Genomic DNA, 18,773 nt, shown 5'->3' with positions numbered 1-18,773 from the left:
CGGCTGTTCTATGTCACTTGGCTTGTAGCTTGCGCTCAATGGCGGCCATCAGCATTTCGCCGATGTTCGTGCCAAATGCATTGTCGATCTCGCGAATACAGGTAGGGCTGGTGACGTTGATTTCCGTGAGGTTCTCACCAATTACGTCGAGTCCGACAAACAGCAGACCTTTTTCGCGCAGGGTCGGGCCAACTTGAGCGGCGATCCAGCGGTCCTTGTCCGACAACGGCCGTGCTTCACCACGACCACCGGCCGCCAGGTTGCCACGGGTCTCGCCCGCTGCCGGGATGCGCGCCAGGCAGTAGTCCACCGGCTCGCCGTCGATCATCAGGATGCGCTTGTCGCCATCCTTGATCGCCGGCAGGTAAGCCTGGCCCATGATCTGCTGGGTGCCCAGCGCAGTCAGGGTTTCGAGGATCACCGACAGGTTCGGGTCGCCAGCGCGGTGGCGGAAGATCGAAGTGCCGCCCATGCCGTCCAGCGGTTTGAGGATCACATCGCCATGCTTGGCAGCGAATTCACGCAGTACATCGGCGCGGCGGCTGACCACGGTCGGCGGCGTGCACTGCGGGAACAGGGTGGCAAACAGCTTTTCATTGCAGTCGCGCAGGCTCTGCGGCTTGTTGACGATCAACACGCCGGCGCGTTCGGCCTGTTCCAGCAAGTAGGTGGAGTACACAAACTCCATGTCGAACGGCGGATCCTTGCGCATCAGGATCACATCGAGGTCGCTCAGGGGGCTGTCGATTTCATCCGAAAGCTCGAACCATTTCTCGGGGTTGGCGAATACCTGCAACGGACGCATCCGCGCCCGCGCCTCGCCGTCGCCCTGGTACAGGTCGCGCTGTTCCATATAGAACAACGTCCAGCCGCGGGCCTGGGCGGCCAGGAGCATGGCCAGCGAGCTGTCCTTTTTATAGGAAATGCTGGCGATTGGGTCCATGACAATGCCGACGCGAACGCTCATGGGGGATTTCCTCTAGCAAATTAGGGCGCATAAAAGTGGCGTCAGAGTGGCGCTGTGGTTGTTGTGGGTCAAGGAAAAACCACCGGGTGGGTGCCTCGATAGATTGCGCCCGGAGACTGTGCTAAAAAGACTGCCACGGCGTAGCAGCCCTTGAATTCCAAGGCTTGCGGCGCTCATCCTGTGCAACATCAGGCAGTACACACCGAAAACCGATTCGCTGTGGCGATGGTAGAGCAGATATGGAACAGCATTCCAACGCCTTGAGAGTGATGGTGATCGACGATTCGAAAACGATCCGCCGCACCGCCGAGACACTGTTGAAGAACATGGGGTGCGAGGTCATCACCGCCATCGACGGTTTCGATGCCCTGGCGCGGATTGTGGATCATCACCCGCACATTATCTTTGTCGACATCATGATGCCGCGCCTGGATGGCTACCAGACCTGCGCCCTGGTGAAGAACAACCCGGCGTTCAAGGCGATCCCGGTGATCATGTTGTCCTCCAGGGATGGCCTGTTCGACAAGGCCAAGGGGCGCATCGTGGGTGTCGATCAATTTTTGACCAAGCCTTTCAGCAAGGAAGAACTGCTGGGTGCGATCAAGGCCTATGTGCCTGCCTTCGCCGCAGTAGAACAAGCACACTGACGCCACCCCACAAGGGCCGGCGCCGACCAATGTAGTGGGGAAAACCATGGCACGTGTTCTGATCGTCGACGACTCGCCGACCGAAATGTACAAACTGACCGGCATGCTGGAAAAGCACGGCCATCAAGTCCTGAAAGCCGAAAACGGCGCGGACGGCGTAGCGCTGGCTCGTCAGGAAAAGCCCGACGCCGTGTTGATGGACATCGTGATGCCGGGCCTCAACGGCTTCCAGGCCACCCGCCAGTTGTCCAAGGAGCCGGAAACCAACGGTATTCCGATCATCATCATCACCACCAAGGACCAGGAAACCGACAAGATCTGGGGTGCACGCCAGGGCGCCAAGGATTACCTGACCAAGCCGGTGGACGAAGACACACTGATCGCCACCCTGAACAAGGTACTGGCCGGCTAAAGGCTCGCGATCATGACCGAGTCGCAAACCGCCTTCGAGCTGCTGCTGGACATCGACCGCCGTTGCCGCCTGCTGGCCGCCGACCTGCCGTCCCAGGAAACCCGCCTGCAACGCTGGAGCGGTATCGGCTTTCGCCTGGGGCCACACTGGTACGTGGCGCCCATGGGCGAGGTCGCCGAGGTGTTGCATGAACCGCGCTGCACCTTGATGCCGGGGGTCAAACCCTGGGTCAAGGGCGTGGCCAACCTGCGCGGGCGCTTGCTGCCGGTGCTGGACCTGGGCGGTTTCCTTGGCCTTGAGTTATCCAAGGCGCGCAAGCAAAGGCGGGTGCTGGTCGTGGAGTTCAATGACGTGTTTGTCGGGCTGCTGGTAGACGAAGTGGTCGGTATGCAGCACTTCCCATTGGATGCCTGGATGGCCAGCACCGCGTCCGGCGCGCCGTTTATCCAGGGCCAGTTCGACGGCGACCCGCAGTGGCAAGTCTTCAGCCCCTTCGCTTTGGCCCAGGCCCCTGGCTTCATGGATGTCGCCGCATGAGCACCGTTACTACGCCCAAACCCCAGGCCGCTTCGCGCAGCCGTTCGCAGATCATTGTGCTGTTTATCGCCTTGATCGTGTTCATCATGTTGCTGTTCGCCAACTTTGCGTACCTCAACACCCAGTCCACCTACGACAAGCAGTACATCGGCCACGCCGGTGAGCTGCGCGTGCTGTCCCAGCGCATTGCCAAGAACGCCACCGAAGCCGCCGCCGGCAAGGCCGCCGCGTTCAAGCTGCTGGGCGAGGCGCGCAACGATTTTGCCCAGCGCTGGGGCTACCTGAAAAAGGGTGATCCGCAAACCGGCTTGCCCGCCGCACCCAGCGCGGTGCGCGCCGAAATGCGTGCCGTGCAGACCGACTGGGAAGCGCTGCTGAAAAACACCGATGCGATCCTCGCCAGCGAGCAGACCGTTCTGTCCCTGCACCAGGTGGCTGCGACCCTGGCCGAAACCGTGCCGCAACTGCAAATGGAGTCGGAAAAAGTCGTCGATATCCTGCTGCAACGCGGCGCCCCGGCCAGCCAGGTGGCGTTGGCCCAGCGCCAGTCGCTGCTGGCCGAACGGATCCTGGGGGCGGTCAACACCGTGCTTGCGGGCGATGAAACCGCCGTGCAGGCTGCCGATGCCTTCGGTCGCGACGCCAACCGTTTTGGCGTGGTGCTCAACGGTATGCTCAACGGCAACCCCGGGCTGCGTATCACTCAGGTCGAAGACCCTGACGCCCGTACGCGGCTGGTGGAGATTGCCGAGCTGTTCGAGTTTGTCTCAGGCTCCGTGGATGAAATCCTCGAAACCTCGCCGCAGTTGTTCCAGGTGCGGGCTTCGGCGAGCCATATCTTCAACCTGTCGCAAACCCTGCTCGATGAAGCCTCGCACCTGGCCACCGGTTTTGAAAACCTCGCCGGCGGGCGCAGTTTCGACACCATCGGCGGCTATCTGCTGGGCCTGCTGGCGCTGGCCTCGATCATCCTGATCGGCTTGGTGATGGTGCGCGAGACCAACCGCCAACTGCGTGAAACCGCCGAGAAGAACGAGCGCAATCAGAACGCGATCATGCGCCTGCTGGATGAAATCGAAGACCTGGCCGACGGCGACCTCACTGTCACCGCCTCGGTTACCGAAGACTTCACCGGCACCATCGCCGATTCGATCAACTATTCCGTGGATCAATTGCGTGACCTGGTCGCCACCATCAACCTGACGGCCGGGCAAGTCGCCGGTGCGGTGCAAGACACTCAGGCCACCGCCATGCACCTGGCCCAGGCGTCGGAACATCAAGCGCAGCAGATTGCCGAAGCGTCTACCGCGATCAACCAGATGGCGCAGTCGATCGACCAGGTATCGGCCAACGCCGCCGAGTCCTCAGCGGTGGCAGAGCGCTCGGTTGAGATCGCCAACAAAGGCAACGAGGTGGTGCACAACACCATCCATGGCATGGACAACATTCGCGAACAGATCCAGGACACCGCCAAGCGCATCAAGCGCCTGGGCGAGTCATCCCAGGAAATTGGCGACATCGTCAGCCTGATCGACGACATTGCCGACCAGACCAATATCCTCGCCCTCAACGCCGCGATCCAGGCCAGCATGGCAGGCGATGCCGGGCGCGGTTTTGCGGTGGTGGCCGATGAGGTGCAACGCCTGGCCGAGCGCTCGTCGGCGGCCACCCGGCAGATCGAAACTCTGGTGCGGGCGATCCAGGCCGACACCAACGAAGCAGTGATCTCCATGGAGCAGACCACCACCGAGGTGGTGCGCGGCGCACGCCTGGCCCAGGATGCCGGGGTCGCGCTGGAAGAGATCGAAGGCGTGTCGAAAACCCTGGCGGCGCTGATCCAGAGCATTTCCAATGCGGCGCAGCAGCAGACGTCTTCGGCCGGGCAGATTTCCCTGACCATGAATGTGATCCAGCAGATCACCACCCAGACGTCGTCGGGGTCGACCGCGACCGCCGAGAGCATTGGTAACCTGGCGAAGATGGCCAGTCAGTTGCGCAGGTCGGTGTCGGGTTTCACCTTGCCGCCACCCAAACAGGTGGACGATTGAAATACGACCTGAAGAACGCCACAGTCCAATTGTGGGAGCTGGCTTGCCTGCGATAGCGGTCTGTCAAATACAGATGTATTGCTGACCCACCGCTATCGCAGGCAAGCCAGCTCCCACATTGGATCTCCATTGTTTGTGAGATACCAGCAACCCACGAATTCTAAGCGGAGCAGTTATGGTTGATCGGCACGACTACGTGGCCCTCGAATGGGTCAAGGGCGACATTGCCGAAACCCTGAAACAGGCCCGTTCGGCGCTGGACGCTTACGTTGAAACCGGCGACGGCGACACCCTCGACAATTGCCTGGCCGGGATCCACCAGGTGCATGGCGCGCTGCAAATGGTCGAGTTCTACGGCGCGGCGCTGTTGGCCGAAGAGATCGAGGAACTGGCCCTGGCGCTCCAGACCGCTCGCGTCAGCCAGCGCGAAGAAAGCATCCGCCTGCTGCAACAAGCCCTCGGCCAGTTGCCGCTGTACCTGGACCGCGTACACAGCGCCCGCCGCGACCTGCCGCTGGTGGTACTGCCGCTGCTCAACGACCTGCGCACTGCGCGGGGTGAAAGCCTGCTGTCGGAAACCAGCCTGTTCAGCCCGCAACTGCTGTCGATCGCGCCGCTGCCTGATGAAACACTGGCCCAACGAGCAACGCCGCAGTTGCATGAGCAGTTGCGCCAATGGCATCCCCTGCTGCAACAAGCCCTCGCCGGGTTGCTGCGTGAAGACCACGGCCCGAGCAACCTGGAAGACATGGCGCGAGTGTTCGCACGCCTTGAGACGTTGTGCCAGGGCGCGCCGTTGTTACCGTTGTGGCAGGTGGCCTCGGCGCTGGTCGAGGGCATGTTGACCGGCGTGGTCGCCAACAGCCCGGCGCTGCGCAGCCTGCTCAAGGCCAGCGGCAAGCAACTCAAGCGCCTGCTGGCCCAGGGCATTGGCGGCATCAATCAGCCTGCGCCGGATGAGTTGCTCAAAAGCCTGCTGTTTTACGTGGCCAAAGTCACCCGGCCGACGCCACGCATGCAAAGCCTTAAAGAGCGCTATGGCCTGGATGAAGCTTTGCCCGACAGCGCCGTGGTCGACGCCGAACGTGCGCGAATGGCCGGGCCGGACCGCAATGCCATGGGGTCGGTGCTCGGTGCCTTGTGTGAGGAGTTGGTGCGGGTCAAGGAGCGCCTCGATCTGTTCGTACGCAGCGACCGCCAGCACATCGACGAACTCGACGCGCTGCTGGCGCCCCTGCGGCAGATCGCCGACACCCTCGCCGTACTGGGTTTTGGCCAGCCGCGCAAAGTGATCATCGACCAGTTGGCTGTCGTGCTGAGCCTGGCCCAGGGGCAACGCGAACCCAATGACGCGGTGCTGATGGACGTGGCAGGCGCGTTGCTCTACGTCGAAGCCACGCTGGCGGGCATGATCGGCACGGTAGAGCCGCAAAGCCGCGAAGAAAGCCGGCTGCCCACCACCGACCTGACCCAGATCCATCAGTTGGTGATTGCTGAATCCTGCCAGTGCCTCAAACAAGCCAAGGAACTGGTGATCGACTGCATCGAAGCCCATTGGGACCGCCAGCGCCTGGAATCCTTGCCGCAATTGCTGAGCCAGGTGCGTGGCGCGCTGGCGATGATCCCCCTGCCGCGTGCGGCGAGCCTGATGCGCGGCTGCACCGATTATGTCGACGAGCAGTTGATGATCAGCGATGTCGCGCCTTCGCCGGTGCAACTGGAGCAGTTCGCCGATGTGATCAGCAGCCTGGAGTATTACCTGGAACGCATGCTCCAGGACCCTGACGCCGCTGGCGAGCGTGTGCTGGAGCGGGCCACCCAAAGCCTGGCGGCGCTGGGTTATCTGCCGGCCGAAAAGCCCTGGCGCCAGGCGTTGGTCGCGCCCGATGGCGCACTGTCGACCGAACAGGCACCGAGCCAATCCCAATTTGACGCACTGGCAAGCCCCACGTCAGGCCTTAATCCTCCGGCTCTGCAACGCCCCGGCAGCCTGTTGCCACCGCCGGCGGGTGAAGAGCCGATTGACGATGAGCTGCGCGAAGTCTTCCTCGAAGAAACCGACGAAGTCCTCGACGTGCTGCACCGCAACCTGCCCAACAGTGTGGACAAAACCGCCCAGGGCGAAATGCGCCGCGCTTTCCATACGTTGAAGGGCAGCGGTCGCATGGTCCGTGCCCTGGTGCTGGCCGAACTGGCCTGGGCCGTGGAAAACCTGCTTAACCGCGTGTTGGAACGCAGCGTCGCCCTTGGCGCCGAGGTGCAGCAGGTGCTGGATGAGGCCGTGGCCGTGCTGCCGGAATTGATCGCCGATTTTGCCATCGACGACCAACGCCAGCGCGACGAGGTCGACGCCCTGGCCGCCCGCGCCCATGCCTTGGCCAGTGGCGCGGCAACAACCGCTGGCGAGCCCCATGACCCGATGCTGATGGAGATCTTCCGCAACGAAGCCCAGAGCCATCTGGACAGCCTCAACCACTTCCTGCACCACGCCGCCGAGCAGGTGCCGTTGCAGGTCAGTGATGAACTGCAACGCGCCCTGCATACGCTCAAGGGCAGTGCCTACATGGCCGGGGTGTTGCCCATCGCCGAACTGGCGCGCCCCCTCGACCACCTGACCCGCGAATACAAGGCCCACCGCTTGCCCCTGGACCTGGACGAAGTGGAGTTGCTGCTGGAGGCCCAAGGGCTGTTCCAGCGTGGCCTGCGCGACCTGGACAGCGATCCCCTGGCACCCATCCAGGGCGCGGCGGATCTGATCAGACGCACCCAAAGCCTGTTGGACCAGCAGCTTGCAGCGTTGCTCGAAACCCCTGGTCCCGGCCTGCCGATCAAGCGCGATCGGCATCTGATCACCAACTTCCTGGCCCAGGGCATGGACATTCTGCTCGACGCCGACAACCTGTTGCGCCGCTGGCAGCAACATCCCGGCGAACGCCAGGAACTGACCGCCTTGCTGGATGCGCTGACCACCTTGGGGGAGGGCGCGCACATCGCCGACCTGCACGCCATCGACGCGTTGTGCGAGGCCTTGCTCGACCTGTATGGCGCTGTGGAAGAAAGCAGCCTGGCGGTCAGCGAGCGGTTTTTCCATGAGGCGGAACAGGCCCATGAGGCGCTGATCAACATGCTCGACCAGCTGGCCGCCGGCCAGGAAATCAGCCCGGCGCCTGCGCGGGTGCAAGCCCTGCACGCGTTGCTGGATGACGCGCTGGACCCGTCCGCCACCGGCCTGATCAAAAGCGACGGCAGCCACGCCTTGAGCATTTCGGAACTGGGCGCTGCCACTGCGCAGTTGGATCAGCAAACAGCCATGGATGATGAGATTGTCGACATCTTTCTTGAGGAGGCCGTAGATATCCTCGACAGTGCCGGGCAGTCACTCAAGCGCTGGTTGCTGGAGCCCGAAAGCGCCGCGCCTTTGTCCTCACTGCAACGGGACCTGCACACCCTCAAGGGCGGTGCGCGCATGGCCGAAATCGACCCGGTGGGCGACTTGGCCCATGAGCTGGAATGCCTGTACGAGGGCCTGGTGGACCGCCGGTACAGTTACACCCCCGAGCTGTCCCAGGTGCTGATGGCCAGCCACGAACGGTTGGCCTTGCAACTGGAAGAACTGCAACAGCAGCAGCCTTTGAGCGATGCTGCCGAGCTGATCGCCAAACTGCGCGAGCTGCGCCAGAACAGCGCGCCGGCGACTCCGGCTGCGGCGGCGCCGGCCTCGGGTGCAGACCCTGAATTGCTGGATATCTTCCTCGAAGAGGCCGCCGATATCCTCGACAGTTCAGGCAGCGCGTTGCTGCGCTGGCAGGCCGAGCCGGGCAGCCGCCAGGAAGTTGAAACCCTGTTGCGTGACCTGCACACCCTCAAGGGCGGGGCGCGCATGGTAGAGATCGGGCCGATTGGCGATTTGGCCCATGAGCTGGAGTTTCTCTACGAGGGGTTATCCGCCGGGTTGCTGGCGCCGACCCCAGAGCTGTTTGCGCTGCTGCAAGGTTGCCATGATCGTTTGGCACAGATGGTCGATGCCGTAGCGGATGGGCTGCCGGTGGGGGCGGTGGACAAACTTATCGAGCGCATCAAAAGCCTGGTGCACCCCAGTGTAGAGCCGGTGGTGCCCGTAGCGTTGCCTGCGGGCAAGGCTGAAGCGACGGTCGACCCCGCTGCCGACATGGTGAAAATCTCCGCCGAACTGCTCGACGACTTGGTTAACCTCGCCGGTGAAACCTCTATTTTCCGTGGCCGTATCGAGCAGCAAGTCAACGATGCGCGCATTGCATTGAATGAAGTGCAAACCACCATCGAGCGGATGCGCGATCAATTGCGCCGGCTCGACAGCGAAACCCAGGGGCGCCTGCTCAGTCGTCAGCAGGCCGAGGCCGAACGCCTGGGCTACGAAGAGTTTGACCCACTGGAAATGGATCGCCATTCGCAGTTGCAGCAGCTGTCCCGCGCGCTGTCCGAATCGGCCTCCGACCTGCTCGACCTCAAGGACACCCTGGAGCAGCGCCATCAGGATGCCCACGATTTGCTCCAGCAACAGGCGCGTATCAACACCGAATTGCAGGAGGGCCTGATGCGCACGCGCATGGTGCCTTTCGAGCGGATGTTGCCACGCCTCAAGCGCATCGTGCGCCAAGTGGCGCAGGAGCTGGGCAAGGACGTGGAGTTCATCGTCGGCAATGCCGAAGGCGAGATGGACCGCAACGTGCTCGAACGCATGGCGGCGCCACTGGAACATATGCTGCGCAATGCCGTCGACCACGGCCTGGAGTCGCGCGAGGTGCGGTTGCAGGGGGGCAAGCCGGAAAAGGGGCGCATTACCCTGGACCTGACCCACGAAGGCGGCGACATCGTCTTCGACATGCGCGATGACGGCGCCGGCGTGCCCCTTGAAGCGGTGCGGCGCAAGGCGATCAAACGCGGCCTGCTCGGCCCGGATCAAACCATCAGCGACCGCGACGTGCTGCAGTTCATCCTGCAACCGGGCTTTTCCACGGCAGAAAAAATCACCCAGATCTCCGGGCGTGGCGTGGGCATGGACGTGGTGCACGAAGAAGTGCGTCAGCTCGGCGGCTCGATGGTGATCGACTCGACCCCAGGCGTGGGCGTGCACTTTCGTATTCGCCTGCCGTTTACCGTGTCGGTCAATCGTGCGCTGATGGTGCAATGCGCAGACGACCAATACGCGATTCCCCTCAACACCCTCGAAGGCCTGGTGCGCGTACTGCCCCACGAACTGGCCGGGCACTACCAGCAAGACCCGCCGCATTATGAATACGCCGGCCAGCGCTACGAGTTGTTTTACCTGGGTGATTTGCTGCACACCGTCAGCCGCCCGAAACTGCTCGGTCAGTACCAGCCGCTGCCGGTGTTGCTGGTGCACTGCAATGAACGGCGCGTAGCGGTGCATGTAGACGCCATGGCCGGCACGCGCGAAATCGTGGTCAAGGGCCTGGGGCCACAGTTTGCCGGGGTACAGGGCGTGCCCGGTGCGACCATCCTCGGTGATGGCCGCGTGGTGTTGATCATCGACCTGCTGGCGCATATCCGCGCCCGCCAACCGGCCTTGCCGGCCCAGGCAGTGGATGTGCCGCTGGTCCTCAACGACCCGCTGAAAAAACGCCCGCTGCTGGTACTGGTGGTGGACGACTCGGTCACCGTGCGCAAAGTCACCAGCCGCCTGCTGGAGCGCAATGGAATGAACGTGCTTACCGCCAAGGACGGCATTGATGCCCTCGCGGTGCTTGAAGAACACACCCCGGACCTGATGCTGCTCGACATCGAAATGCCGCGCATGGACGGCTTCGAAGTGGCCATCCAGATACGCAATGACCCGCGCCTGATGCGCCTGCCGATCATCATGATCACCTCGCGCACCGGCCAGAAACACCGCGACCGCGCCATGGCCATTGGCGTCAACGACTACCTCGGCAAGCCGTACCAAGAGTCGGTGCTGCTGGAAAGCATCGCCTACTGGAGCAAGTCCCATGCTTGACCACCGCGCCAGCCAACTCACCGGCCTGCTGCTGCCCCTGGCCGACCGCCACCTGGTGCTGCCCAACGTGGCCATCGCAGAGCTGATCGACTTCCAGCGCGGCGAACCGGCCAGCGATGCACCGCCGTGGTACCTGCGGCAAGTGACCTGGCGTGATCGGCAAATCCCCTTGATCAGCTTTGAAGCCGTGTGCGGTGAAGCCAGCGTGACCGGCGAACGCTCGCGGATCGTGGTGTTGAATGCGTTGGGGGGCAGGCCCACGTTGAAATTCATTGCGCTGGTTATTCAGGGCATTCCCCGCTCGTACAAACTCGATAGCGAGTTGAGCTATGTGGATGTGCCGCTGTGCCCGCTGGAACTGGCGGCAGTGCAGGTAGGGGAGCAGGTGGCGAAGGTGCCGGATTTGATGGGGTTGGAGGCGCTGTTGGTTGAGTCCGGCCTGGCCTGAATATAAGCCTTGTGAAATTCCAATGTGGGAGCTGGCTTGCCTGCGATAGCGGTGGGTCAGCAATACATCTGTATTTGACAGACCGCTATCGCAGGCAAGCCAGCTCCCACACTGAATTGTGCTTGGCCCAAGATCTCAATCAATCCGCGCAAACCGCTCAATTACCGGTTGCTCCCGATGCTCGGCCTGCCATAAGTCGTAGGCACTTTGCATCGACAACCATAACTGGGCTTTACTCACGCCAGCCCGTTCCAACCGAACGGCAAGGTCCGGGCTGACCGGGGCGTGGCCATGCAAGATCCTTGAAAAAGTCTCGCGGGCGAAGCCAAGACGTCGCGCCATCTCGGTAATGGTGATGCCCAAGGCTGGGATAACGTCCTCAAGTAAAATTTCACCTGGGTGAGTTGGGTTGTGCATCGGCATGTTGGTACGTCCTTCGACTATGGGCATTCAACCGCGAAGGCTAGAAGGACCAGTTCCAAGCAACAACCCCAAAACGCTGTATGAAACTTCCTGCGCGCCCTTCGACATAAAAGGCTTCGGATTTTTCCTGCAAGATTTTGGGCCGCGCATGAACTTGTGGTGAGAGGTCCGCACGCCTAGTCTTCGTCCCGTCATCGCAAAAAACGGTGACACGGACGTGCAAGTCCGGTTACATGTCGGCGCACCAACGCCCATAGCCATTCAACGGGCGTTTTTTATGCCTGCTGTACTCGTTATGGCGGCTGTGCGTGGGAGACTCTTCGGAGTCTGCCGGGGTCCGATATGCCCGGTCTTGCACACCTGCGCACAGCTGCCACCTTGATTCGCGTGCAAGCGGAAGAGGGCAGCTTCCATCACATATCGGAGCTGTAAATCATGATCAAACCTACCCCCAATCCACCCCTTTTCACCGTCAACCCCCACCAAACCACCGAAACCCTGCTGGTCAACGCCAGTGAAACCCTGTCCTCCCTCAACGCACTCACCTGCAACCTGGCCTTTGACCTGGACACTTCCCAGCGCGCCATCATGCTCGGGATTCAGCAAATGGCAGAGTTTGGTCAGTTGTTGGTCGATAGGGCACTTGAGCAAATCAGCCATTCGCCGGAATTTTCAAACGGTCCCAAATAGGGACTGATCGGTCCTTGTTTGGGACCGATATCTAACAAGCAACACTGAGCAAATGTGGGAGGGGGCTTGCTCCCGATAGCGGTGTGTCAGTTGACAAACTTATTGCTGACCCACCGCAATCGGGAGCAAGCCCCCTCCCACATTTTTAGCTTCGTTACTCCAGGCGTAACGGTCTGCCGCTGAGCTTGATTGATAGCACCTAAATTCACTCCTAAGGTACAGCCCCACGACAGCAAACCCCGTGGAGCGACCATGACAACAACCATCACCCCCGACTCGCGCTGGACGCGGCGGCGCGACGAGAAGCAGCGGCGGCTCGGGCTGGTCAAACAGTATGCAGAAGGGGCGGTGCTGCCCAGTGACAAGATCGTCGAGGCGCTTGAAGCGCTGATCCTCCCCGGCGACCGCGTGGTACTGGAAGGCAACAACCAGAAGCAGGCCGACTTCCTCTCGCGCTCCCTGGCCAAGGCCAACCCGGCCAAGCTCCACGATTTGCACATGATCATGCCCAGTGTCGGGCGCGCCGAGCACCTGGACCTGTTTGAAAAGGGCATCGCCCGCAAGCTCGACTTTTCCTTCGCCGGCACTCAATCCCTGCGCATCAGCCAGTTGCTGGAAGACGGCCTGCTGGAAATCGGCGCGATCCATACCTACATCGAACTCTATGCGCGCCTGGTGGTGGACCTGATCCCCAACGTGGTGCTCTCGGCCGGCTTCATGGCCGACCGCGCCGGCAATATCTACACCGGCGCCAGCACCGAAGACACCCCGGCGCTGATCGAACCCGCCGCGTTCAGCGATGGCATCGTCATTGTGCAGGTCAACCAGTTGGTGGACGACGTCACCGACTTGCCCCGTGTGGACATCCCCGCAAGCTGGGTGGATTTCGTGGTGGTGGCCGACAAGCCTTTCTACATCGAACCGCTGTTCACCCGCGACCCGCGCCATATTAAGCCGGTGCATGTGTTGATGGCGATGATGGCGATCCGTGGCATCTACGAAAAACACAATGTGCAGTCGCTCAACCATGGCATCGGCTTCAACACCGCCGCCATCGAATTGATCCTGCCCACCTACGGCGAATCCCTGGGTCTGAAGGGCAAGATCTGCCGCAACTGGACCCTCAACCCACACCCCACGTTGATCCCGGCGATTGAAAGCGGTTGGGTCGAGAGCGTGCATTGCTTCGGCACCGAGCTGGGCATGGAAAACTACATCGCCGCCCGCCCGGATGTGTTCTTCACCGGCCGCGACGGCTCGATGCGCTCCAACCGCATGTTCTGCCAACTCGCCGGCCAGTACGCGGTGGACCTGTTTATCGGCGCCACCCTGCAAGTGGATGGCGACGGGCATTCCAGCACCGTGACCCGTGGCCGCCTTGCCGGTTTCGGTGGCGCGCCGAACATGGGCCACGACCCACGTGGTCGTCGGCACGGCACACCGGCCTGGCTGGATATGCGCCATGACGATGCGCCCGAGGCCTTGCTTGAGCGCGGCAAAAAACTTGTGGTGCAAATGGTCGAGACCTTCCAGGAGGGCGGCAAACCGACCTTTGTCGACACCCTCGACGCAGTAGAAGTGGCCCGCAAAAGCGGCATGCCCCTGGCGCCGATCATGATCTACGGCGACGACGTTACCCACTTGCTCACCGAAGAAGGCATCGCCTACCTCTACAAGGCGCGCTCCCTGGAAGAGCGCCAGGCAATGATCGCTGCCGTCGCCGGGGTGACGGCAATCGGTATGCGCCATAACCCCAAGGACACCGCCCGTATGCGTCGCGAAGGCTTGATCGCCTTGCCCGAAGACTTGGGTATCCGCCGCACCGACGCCACCCGCGAGTTGCTGGCTGCCAAGAGCGTAGCCGATCTGGTGGAGTGGTCCGGTGGCTTGTACAACCCGCCCGCCAAATTCAGGAGCTGGTAAATGCGCGCTCTAAAACAGCATGAATTGAGCCTGGCCGATCGCCTGGCGGATATGGCCGTCGACGCGCTGATCGATGAAGCGGATTTGTCGCCTAAACCCGCCTTGGTTGACCGGCGCGGCAACGGCGCCCACAGCGATTTGCACCTGGGCCTGATGCACGCCTCGGCGCTGTCGTTGTGGCCGATGTTCAAGGAAATGGCCGAGGCCGCCCTTGAATTTGGTGAAGTCGGTGTACCCCTGCGTGAAGCGCTCGGCCGTATAGGTCGCGAAGGCGAACAAGCGATGCTCATCACCACCCACGGCGTAAATACCCATCGCGGCGCAATCTGGGCTCTTGGTTTGCTCACCGCAGCAGCGGCCCTGCAACCACGCGCCGTAACCCTGACCGCGGCCAAACTAGCTCTGCTCGAAGACCGCTTCGCGCCGCAACCACTAAGCCACGGCGCACAGGTCGCCCAGCGCTACGGCGCACGCGGTGCCCGTGAAGAAGCGCAACTGGGCTTCCCCGCTGTGATGCAACGCGGCCTGCCGCAACTGCATAAAAGCCGCGGGCAAAACGCCGGTGAGCAGAATGCCCGCCTGGATGCCTTGCTCGCGATCATGACCGAGCTGGCCGACACCTGCGTGCTCTACCGCGCCGGCACTGAAGGCCTCCAAGCCATGCAGCAAGGCGCCCAGGCCGTGCTCGACGCTGGCGGTAGCGCAACCCTCGCGGGCCGTCGCCAACTGCACGCACTGGACCAGCAACTCCTGGCCCTGAATGCCTCCCCTGGCGGCGCTGCCGACTTGCTCGCCGCCTGCCTGTTTATCGACCGCCTCGACGGAGCGTTGTGATGGAAACCTTATCCTTTGAATTCCCCGCGGGCCAGCCGCCAAAAGGCCGCGCGCTGGTGGGTTGCGTCGGTTCGGGCGACCTCGAAGTGCTGCTGGAGCCGGGCACTCCCGGCACGCTGACCATCCAAGTGCAGACCTCGGTCAACGGCGCCGAGCAACGTTGGCAGCACCTGTTCGAACGCATCTTCCAGGAGCAGACGCCACCTGCCTTGAACATCGATATCCACGATTTCGGCGCCACCCCCGGCGTGGTGCGTTTGCGCCTGGAGCAAGGTTTCGAGGAGGTCGGCCATGACTGATTTGCTCAACAAACACAGCTTCGTCGAACTCGGTGCGCGGCAGCGCGCCAAGGCGTTGTTGGATGCTGGCACTTATCGTGAACTGATCGACCCGTTCCAACGGGTCATGTCGCCGTGGCTCAGCCGCCAGGGCGTGGTGCCCCAGGCCGATGACGGTGTGGTGATTGCCAAGGGCAGCATCGGCGGTTTGCCGGTAGTGGTCGCCGCTATCGAGGGCAATTTCCAAGGCGGCAGCCTCGGTGAAGTCGGTGGCGCAAAAATCGCGGGGGCACTGGAACTGGCTGCCGAAGACAACCGCAACGGCATCCCGACCCGCGCCGTGCTGCTGCTGGAGACCGGTGGGGTGCGCTTGCAGGAAGCCAATCTGGGGCTGGCCGCGATTGCTGATATCCATGCTGCGATTGTCGACCTGCGCCAGTACCAGCCGGTGGTCGGTGTGGTGGCGGGCAGTGTCGGTTGTTTTGGCGGTATGTCCATCGCTGCCGGACTGTGCAGTTACCTGGTGGTCACCCGCGAAGCGCGCCTGGGTTTGAATGGCCCGCAAGTGATCGAGCAGGAGGCCGGCCTGGAAGAATACGACTCCCGCGACCGGCCTTTCATCTGGAGCCTTACGGGCGGCGAACAACGTTTTAACAGTGGCTTGGCCGACCGTTACGTGGCGGACGATGTGGTGCAGATCCAGCAGACCGTGAGCGCGCTGTTGCAACACGGGGCGCCCGAACAACCCCGCAGCCGGCGCGCTGATTTCTACCTGGCGCGGCTGGCCGAACTCGACACAGCGGCGCAAATCGAGCCCGCGACGGTTCGCGCTCTGTATCAGGGAGAACGCCCATGAGAGGGTTACAGTGGTTCAATGCATTGAGCGCTGGCGCAGCACCCGTAGAGGGCTTGCCGGACTCATTGAAAGTCGCAGACGGCGTATTGGGTGAACAGGCGGTGCGCTTTATCGCCGTGGTCACCGACCCGAATAACCGCTTCCCGCGTGCGCGCAATGGCGAAGTCGGGTTGCTGGAAGGTTGGGGGCTAGCCAAGGCCGTCGATGAAGCCATCGTGACGGGTGACAAACGCCCCATCATCGCCATCGTCGATGTGCCCAGCCAAGCCTATGGTCGCCGTGAAGAAGCCCTCGGCATCCACCAGGCCCTGGCCGCCGCTGCCGACAGCTACGCCCGCGCACGCCTGGCCGGGCACCCGGTCATTGCGTTGCTGGTGGGCAAGGCCATGTCCGGTGCGTTTCTGGCCCACGGTTACCAGGCCAACCGCTTGATCGCCCTGCGCGACCCTGGGGTAATGGTGCACGCCATGGGCAAGGCTTCGGCCGCACGGGTGACCCTGCGCAGCGTCGAAGAACTCGAAGCCCTGGCCGCCAGTGTGCCGCCGATGGCCTATGACATCGACAGTTATGCCAGCCTGGGTTTGCTCTGGGAGACCTTGTCGGTGAGCCAGATTGAACAGCCGACAACGGACGATGTGGCGCGGGTCAGCGATTGCCTGGTGCAGGCGATCAAAGATGTCGTGCAACCCGATTTAAAAGGACGTCTCGGTGCGACTAATCGCACCGCCTCAAGCCATGTACGCCAACTGCTGCGGGAACAATGGTGAACGCCCATGACTTGCTCTGGGGCATGACCCCGGCGCACCTGCCTGCGGATGCTCCGGCCTGGGCGCGGGACGCGCTGAGCGCCGGCCATCCAGTAGTGGTGCGGCGCGCCATTACCGAAGCAGGTCAAGTGGCGGTTGGCGTACGTGGGCGTCTGCGTGAGCAGCGTTATGGGGCGGTGATGCCTGTTGCTGCGGTGCAACGGCGCGTGGCGCCCGAAGACTTGCGCCAGGTGATCTCGCCACGGGATTTACCGGCGCTGCGGGCGCTCGATCAACTGCGGCCAGTGTTGGCGCAGTATCACTGGGGCGTCAGCGGCAGCGCCGGATTTGAATTGGCGAGCGGCGTCGAAGCGTTGCATGCCATGAGTGATCTGGATTTGATCCTGCGCACCCCCGAACCGCTTGAGCGCAACGCAGCGCGGGCGTTACTGGAGAAACTGGATGCCGCGCCATGCGCCGTGGACCTGCAACTGCAAACCCCGTTTGGCGCTGTTGCCTTGCGCGAATGGGCCACAGGCTCACGCCGCGTACTGCTCAAAACCACTGGCGGCGCGCACCTTGTACTTGACCCCTGGCAGGCCGTGGCATGAGCAGCTTGTTGGTGTTTCCGGGGCAGGGTGCCCAGCGCGTGGGCATGCTCCAGGCGCTATCGGCCCAGGTTCTGGAAGAAGCCAGTGATGCCTTGGGTGAAGATGTTCGTCGGCTCGATTCGGCGCAAGCCTTGGCGAGCACGCGTGCGGTGCAACTGTGCCTGCTGATCGTCGGCGTTGCCCATGCCCAGCAGTTGCACCATACGCCTGACTACGTGGCGGGCCTGTCCATCGGCGCCTACCCGGCCGCCGTCATCGCCGGCGCCCTGGACTTCGCCGATGCGCTGAAACTGGTCAGCCTGCGTGGCGAGCTGATGCAACAGGCTTATCCACAAGGCTACGGCATGACCGCCCTGATCGGCCCCGATTTATCCACGGTTGAAGCCTTGCTGGCAGATATCCACAGCGCCGCAACTCCGGTGTATCTGGCCAATATCAACGCCGACAACCAGACCGTGATCGCCGGCAGCAATGAAGCGATGCAGCGTGTCGCCGAGCGCATCAAAGGCAACGGCGTCGCCAAGCGTCTGGCAGTGAGCGTGCCGTCCCACTGTGCGCTGCTGGAAGCGCCGGCCAAGGTGCTTGCCCAAGCGTTCGTCCCACTCAAGGCGCCGCGCATCACCTACCTGAGCAGCACCCGCGCGCGACCTATCCACAACCCTGAGCAACTGCGCGATGACCTGGCCTTCAACATGTGCCGCGTCGTCGACTGGCGCGGCACCGTGCAAGGCGCCTACGAGCGTGGCGTACGCCTGCAAATCGAACTGCCCCCGGGCGCGGTGCTCACTGGTCTGTCACGCCGCGTGTTCGAACAAGGCACGGTGATCGCCTGCGAAGGCGCACGCCTGGACACCTTGCAGGCCCTGCTGCAAGAGGAGGAGCGCCGCCACCGATAAAGCAACACCCAAGGCTTTCGAAGCACAACAACAACAATTTCGAACGAGCACTTTGAGGACAACAATCATGATTATCTACGGTGTGGCGTTTCTGGCGCTGTGCACGTTGGCCGGCCTGTTTGTCGGTGAACTGCTGGGCAAATGGATGGGTATCCCGGCTAACGTCGGCGGGGTGGGTATCGCCATGTTGCTGCTGATTGGCCTGGGCAGTTACCTCGGCAAGCGTGGCTTGTTTACCGGCAAGTCGGAGCAGGGCGTGAGCTTCTGGGCTGCGATTTATATCCCGATTGTGGTGGCGATGGCCGCCCAGCAAAACGTGTATGGCGCCATCAGTGGCGGGCCCATGGCGATTCTGGCCGGGACCCTCGCCGTGGTGCTCGGCTTTGCCCTGGTACCGGTGCTGGTGCGTATCGGTAACCGCGAGCCGGTTGCAGCTGTTCCGACCAAAGAAGCCGGGTGATC

The 18,773-nt window shown here is 62.5% G+C and carries 17 protein-coding genes; 15 read left to right on the top strand and 2 right to left on the bottom strand.

Annotated features, from left to right (window positions below; genetic code table 11):
- Window positions 1-13 precede the first annotated feature (13 nt).
- The gene (gene gshB / locus J1G33_RS04025) at window positions 14-967 is read right to left on the bottom strand and encodes a glutathione synthase (RefSeq protein ID WP_005792255.1); all 954 of its coding nucleotides are present in this window, start codon (window positions 965-967) and stop codon (window positions 14-16) included.
- Window positions 968-1,206: 239 nt separating this feature from the next.
- Here gshB and pilG point away from each other — a divergent pair, with 239 nt between their 5' ends.
- The 6 genes from pilG (at window position 1,207) to J1G33_RS03995 (ending at window position 11,054) form a co-directional block, all read left to right on the top strand.
- On the top strand, window positions 1,207-1,614 hold the full coding sequence (pilG, locus tag J1G33_RS04020) for a twitching motility response regulator PilG (RefSeq protein WP_005792254.1): 408 nt from the start codon (window positions 1,207-1,209) through the stop codon (window positions 1,612-1,614).
- A gap of 46 nt (window positions 1,615-1,660) precedes the next feature.
- Entirely contained in the window at window positions 1,661-2,026 is a 366-nt protein-coding gene (gene pilH / locus J1G33_RS04015; protein ID WP_003234583.1) for a twitching motility response regulator PilH, read from the top strand.
- A 12-nt stretch (window positions 2,027-2,038) separates the two neighbouring features.
- Window positions 2,039-2,563 carry a chemotaxis protein CheW gene (locus J1G33_RS04010; protein ID WP_032878938.1) on the top strand — a complete coding sequence of 175 codons (525 nt, stop codon included), beginning with the start codon at window positions 2,039-2,041 and terminating at the stop codon, window positions 2,561-2,563.
- Window positions 2,560-4,611: a methyl-accepting chemotaxis protein gene (locus J1G33_RS04005; protein WP_032878941.1), complete on the top strand. Its 2,052-nt coding sequence runs from the start codon at window positions 2,560-2,562 to the stop codon at window positions 4,609-4,611. The genes J1G33_RS04010 and J1G33_RS04005 overlap by 4 nt, the downstream gene beginning before the upstream one ends.
- 175 nt (window positions 4,612-4,786) lie before the next feature.
- Window positions 4,787-10,606, top strand: a complete 5,820-nt coding sequence (locus tag J1G33_RS04000) for an Hpt domain-containing protein (RefSeq protein ID WP_223017728.1) — start codon at window positions 4,787-4,789, stop codon at window positions 10,604-10,606.
- Complete coding sequence (locus tag J1G33_RS03995; protein ID WP_005792246.1) at window positions 10,599-11,054, top strand: chemotaxis protein CheW; 456 nt, start codon at window positions 10,599-10,601, stop codon at window positions 11,052-11,054. Before J1G33_RS04000 ends, J1G33_RS03995 begins: the two co-directional genes overlap by 8 nt.
- Before the next feature lie 135 nt (window positions 11,055-11,189).
- Here J1G33_RS03995 and J1G33_RS03990 read toward each other — a convergent pair whose 3' ends face one another.
- Window positions 11,190-11,477 carry a HigA family addiction module antitoxin gene (locus J1G33_RS03990; protein ID WP_103734238.1) on the bottom strand — a complete coding sequence of 96 codons (288 nt, stop codon included), beginning with the start codon at window positions 11,475-11,477 and terminating at the stop codon, window positions 11,190-11,192.
- Between the two features lie 435 nt (window positions 11,478-11,912).
- Here J1G33_RS03990 and J1G33_RS03985 point away from each other — a divergent pair, with 435 nt between their 5' ends.
- The 9 genes from J1G33_RS03985 to madL all read left to right on the top strand — a co-directional run bounded on the left by J1G33_RS03985 (window position 11,913) and on the right by madL (window position 18,771).
- Window positions 11,913-12,167, top strand: coding sequence for a DUF6124 family protein (locus tag J1G33_RS03985; RefSeq protein WP_103734239.1), 255 nt, complete (start codon window positions 11,913-11,915; stop codon window positions 12,165-12,167).
- Between the two features lie 252 nt (window positions 12,168-12,419).
- Window positions 12,420-14,090, top strand: a complete 1,671-nt coding sequence (mdcA, locus tag J1G33_RS03980) for a malonate decarboxylase subunit alpha (protein WP_223017727.1) — start codon at window positions 12,420-12,422, stop codon at window positions 14,088-14,090.
- Window positions 14,091-14,924, top strand: a complete 834-nt coding sequence (locus J1G33_RS03975; RefSeq protein WP_032878950.1) for a triphosphoribosyl-dephospho-CoA synthase — start codon at window positions 14,091-14,093, stop codon at window positions 14,922-14,924.
- Window positions 14,924-15,223, top strand: coding sequence for a malonate decarboxylase subunit delta (locus J1G33_RS03970; protein WP_025857695.1), 300 nt, complete (start codon window positions 14,924-14,926; stop codon window positions 15,221-15,223). The genes J1G33_RS03975 and J1G33_RS03970 overlap by 1 nt, the downstream gene beginning before the upstream one ends.
- Window positions 15,216-16,058, top strand: a complete 843-nt coding sequence (locus tag J1G33_RS03965) for a biotin-independent malonate decarboxylase subunit beta (protein WP_032878952.1) — start codon at window positions 15,216-15,218, stop codon at window positions 16,056-16,058. Before J1G33_RS03970 ends, J1G33_RS03965 begins: the two co-directional genes overlap by 8 nt.
- Complete coding sequence (mdcE, locus tag J1G33_RS03960) at window positions 16,055-16,825, top strand: biotin-independent malonate decarboxylase subunit gamma (protein WP_223017726.1); 771 nt, start codon at window positions 16,055-16,057, stop codon at window positions 16,823-16,825. The genes J1G33_RS03965 and mdcE overlap by 4 nt, the downstream gene beginning before the upstream one ends.
- Window positions 16,819-17,415 carry a malonate decarboxylase holo-ACP synthase gene (locus J1G33_RS03955; protein WP_223017725.1) on the top strand — a complete coding sequence of 199 codons (597 nt, stop codon included), beginning with the start codon at window positions 16,819-16,821 and terminating at the stop codon, window positions 17,413-17,415. The genes mdcE and J1G33_RS03955 overlap by 7 nt, the downstream gene beginning before the upstream one ends.
- On the top strand, window positions 17,412-18,311 hold the full coding sequence (gene mdcH / locus J1G33_RS03950) for a malonate decarboxylase subunit epsilon (RefSeq protein ID WP_032878955.1): 900 nt from the start codon (window positions 17,412-17,414) through the stop codon (window positions 18,309-18,311). Before J1G33_RS03955 ends, mdcH begins: the two co-directional genes overlap by 4 nt.
- A 67-nt stretch (window positions 18,312-18,378) precedes the next feature.
- Window positions 18,379-18,771, top strand: a complete 393-nt coding sequence (madL, locus tag J1G33_RS03945; protein ID WP_032878957.1) for a malonate transporter subunit MadL — start codon at window positions 18,379-18,381, stop codon at window positions 18,769-18,771.
- The last annotated feature ends 2 nt before the right edge of the window (window positions 18,772-18,773 follow it).

The sequence above is a fragment of the Pseudomonas sp. P867 genome (genome assembly GCF_019891455.1).
Lineage (GTDB): Bacteria > Pseudomonadota > Gammaproteobacteria > Pseudomonadales > Pseudomonadaceae > Aquipseudomonas > Aquipseudomonas synxantha_A.
Note: the sequence above shows the minus strand (reverse complement) of the source record. Positions and strands in the feature narration are given on the sequence as shown.

Excerpts from the sequence above, each read along its gene's own strand:
- J1G33_RS03965 (WP_032878952.1), top strand. The coding sequence starts at position 15,216 with ATGACTGATTTGCTCAACAAACACAGCTTCGTCGAACTCGGTGCGCGG.
- pilH (WP_003234583.1), top strand. The coding sequence starts at position 1,661 with ATGGCACGTGTTCTGATCGTCGACGACTCGCCGACCGAAATGTACAAA.
- madL (WP_032878957.1), top strand. The coding sequence starts at position 18,379 with ATGATTATCTACGGTGTGGCGTTTCTGGCGCTGTGCACGTTGGCCGGC.
- mdcH (WP_032878955.1), top strand. The coding sequence starts at position 17,412 with ATGAGCAGCTTGTTGGTGTTTCCGGGGCAGGGTGCCCAGCGCGTGGGC.
- pilG (WP_005792254.1), top strand. The coding sequence starts at position 1,207 with ATGGAACAGCATTCCAACGCCTTGAGAGTGATGGTGATCGACGATTCG.
- J1G33_RS03970 (WP_025857695.1), top strand. The coding sequence starts at position 14,924 with ATGGAAACCTTATCCTTTGAATTCCCCGCGGGCCAGCCGCCAAAAGGC.
- J1G33_RS04010 (WP_032878938.1), top strand. The coding sequence starts at position 2,039 with ATGACCGAGTCGCAAACCGCCTTCGAGCTGCTGCTGGACATCGACCGC.
- J1G33_RS03975 (WP_032878950.1), top strand. The coding sequence starts at position 14,091 with ATGCGCGCTCTAAAACAGCATGAATTGAGCCTGGCCGATCGCCTGGCG.
- mdcE (WP_223017726.1), top strand. The coding sequence starts at position 16,055 with ATGAGAGGGTTACAGTGGTTCAATGCATTGAGCGCTGGCGCAGCACCC.
- J1G33_RS04005 (WP_032878941.1), top strand. The coding sequence starts at position 2,560 with ATGAGCACCGTTACTACGCCCAAACCCCAGGCCGCTTCGCGCAGCCGT.
- J1G33_RS03955 (WP_223017725.1), top strand. The coding sequence starts at position 16,819 with ATGGTGAACGCCCATGACTTGCTCTGGGGCATGACCCCGGCGCACCTG.
- J1G33_RS03985 (WP_103734239.1), top strand. The coding sequence starts at position 11,913 with ATGATCAAACCTACCCCCAATCCACCCCTTTTCACCGTCAACCCCCAC.
- J1G33_RS03990 (WP_103734238.1), bottom strand. The coding sequence starts at position 11,477 with ATGCCGATGCACAACCCAACTCACCCAGGTGAAATTTTACTTGAGGAC.
- gshB (WP_005792255.1), bottom strand. The coding sequence starts at position 967 with ATGAGCGTTCGCGTCGGCATTGTCATGGACCCAATCGCCAGCATTTCC.
- J1G33_RS04000 (WP_223017728.1), top strand. The coding sequence starts at position 4,787 with ATGGTTGATCGGCACGACTACGTGGCCCTCGAATGGGTCAAGGGCGAC.
- J1G33_RS03995 (WP_005792246.1), top strand. The coding sequence starts at position 10,599 with ATGCTTGACCACCGCGCCAGCCAACTCACCGGCCTGCTGCTGCCCCTG.
- mdcA (WP_223017727.1), top strand. The coding sequence starts at position 12,420 with ATGACAACAACCATCACCCCCGACTCGCGCTGGACGCGGCGGCGCGAC.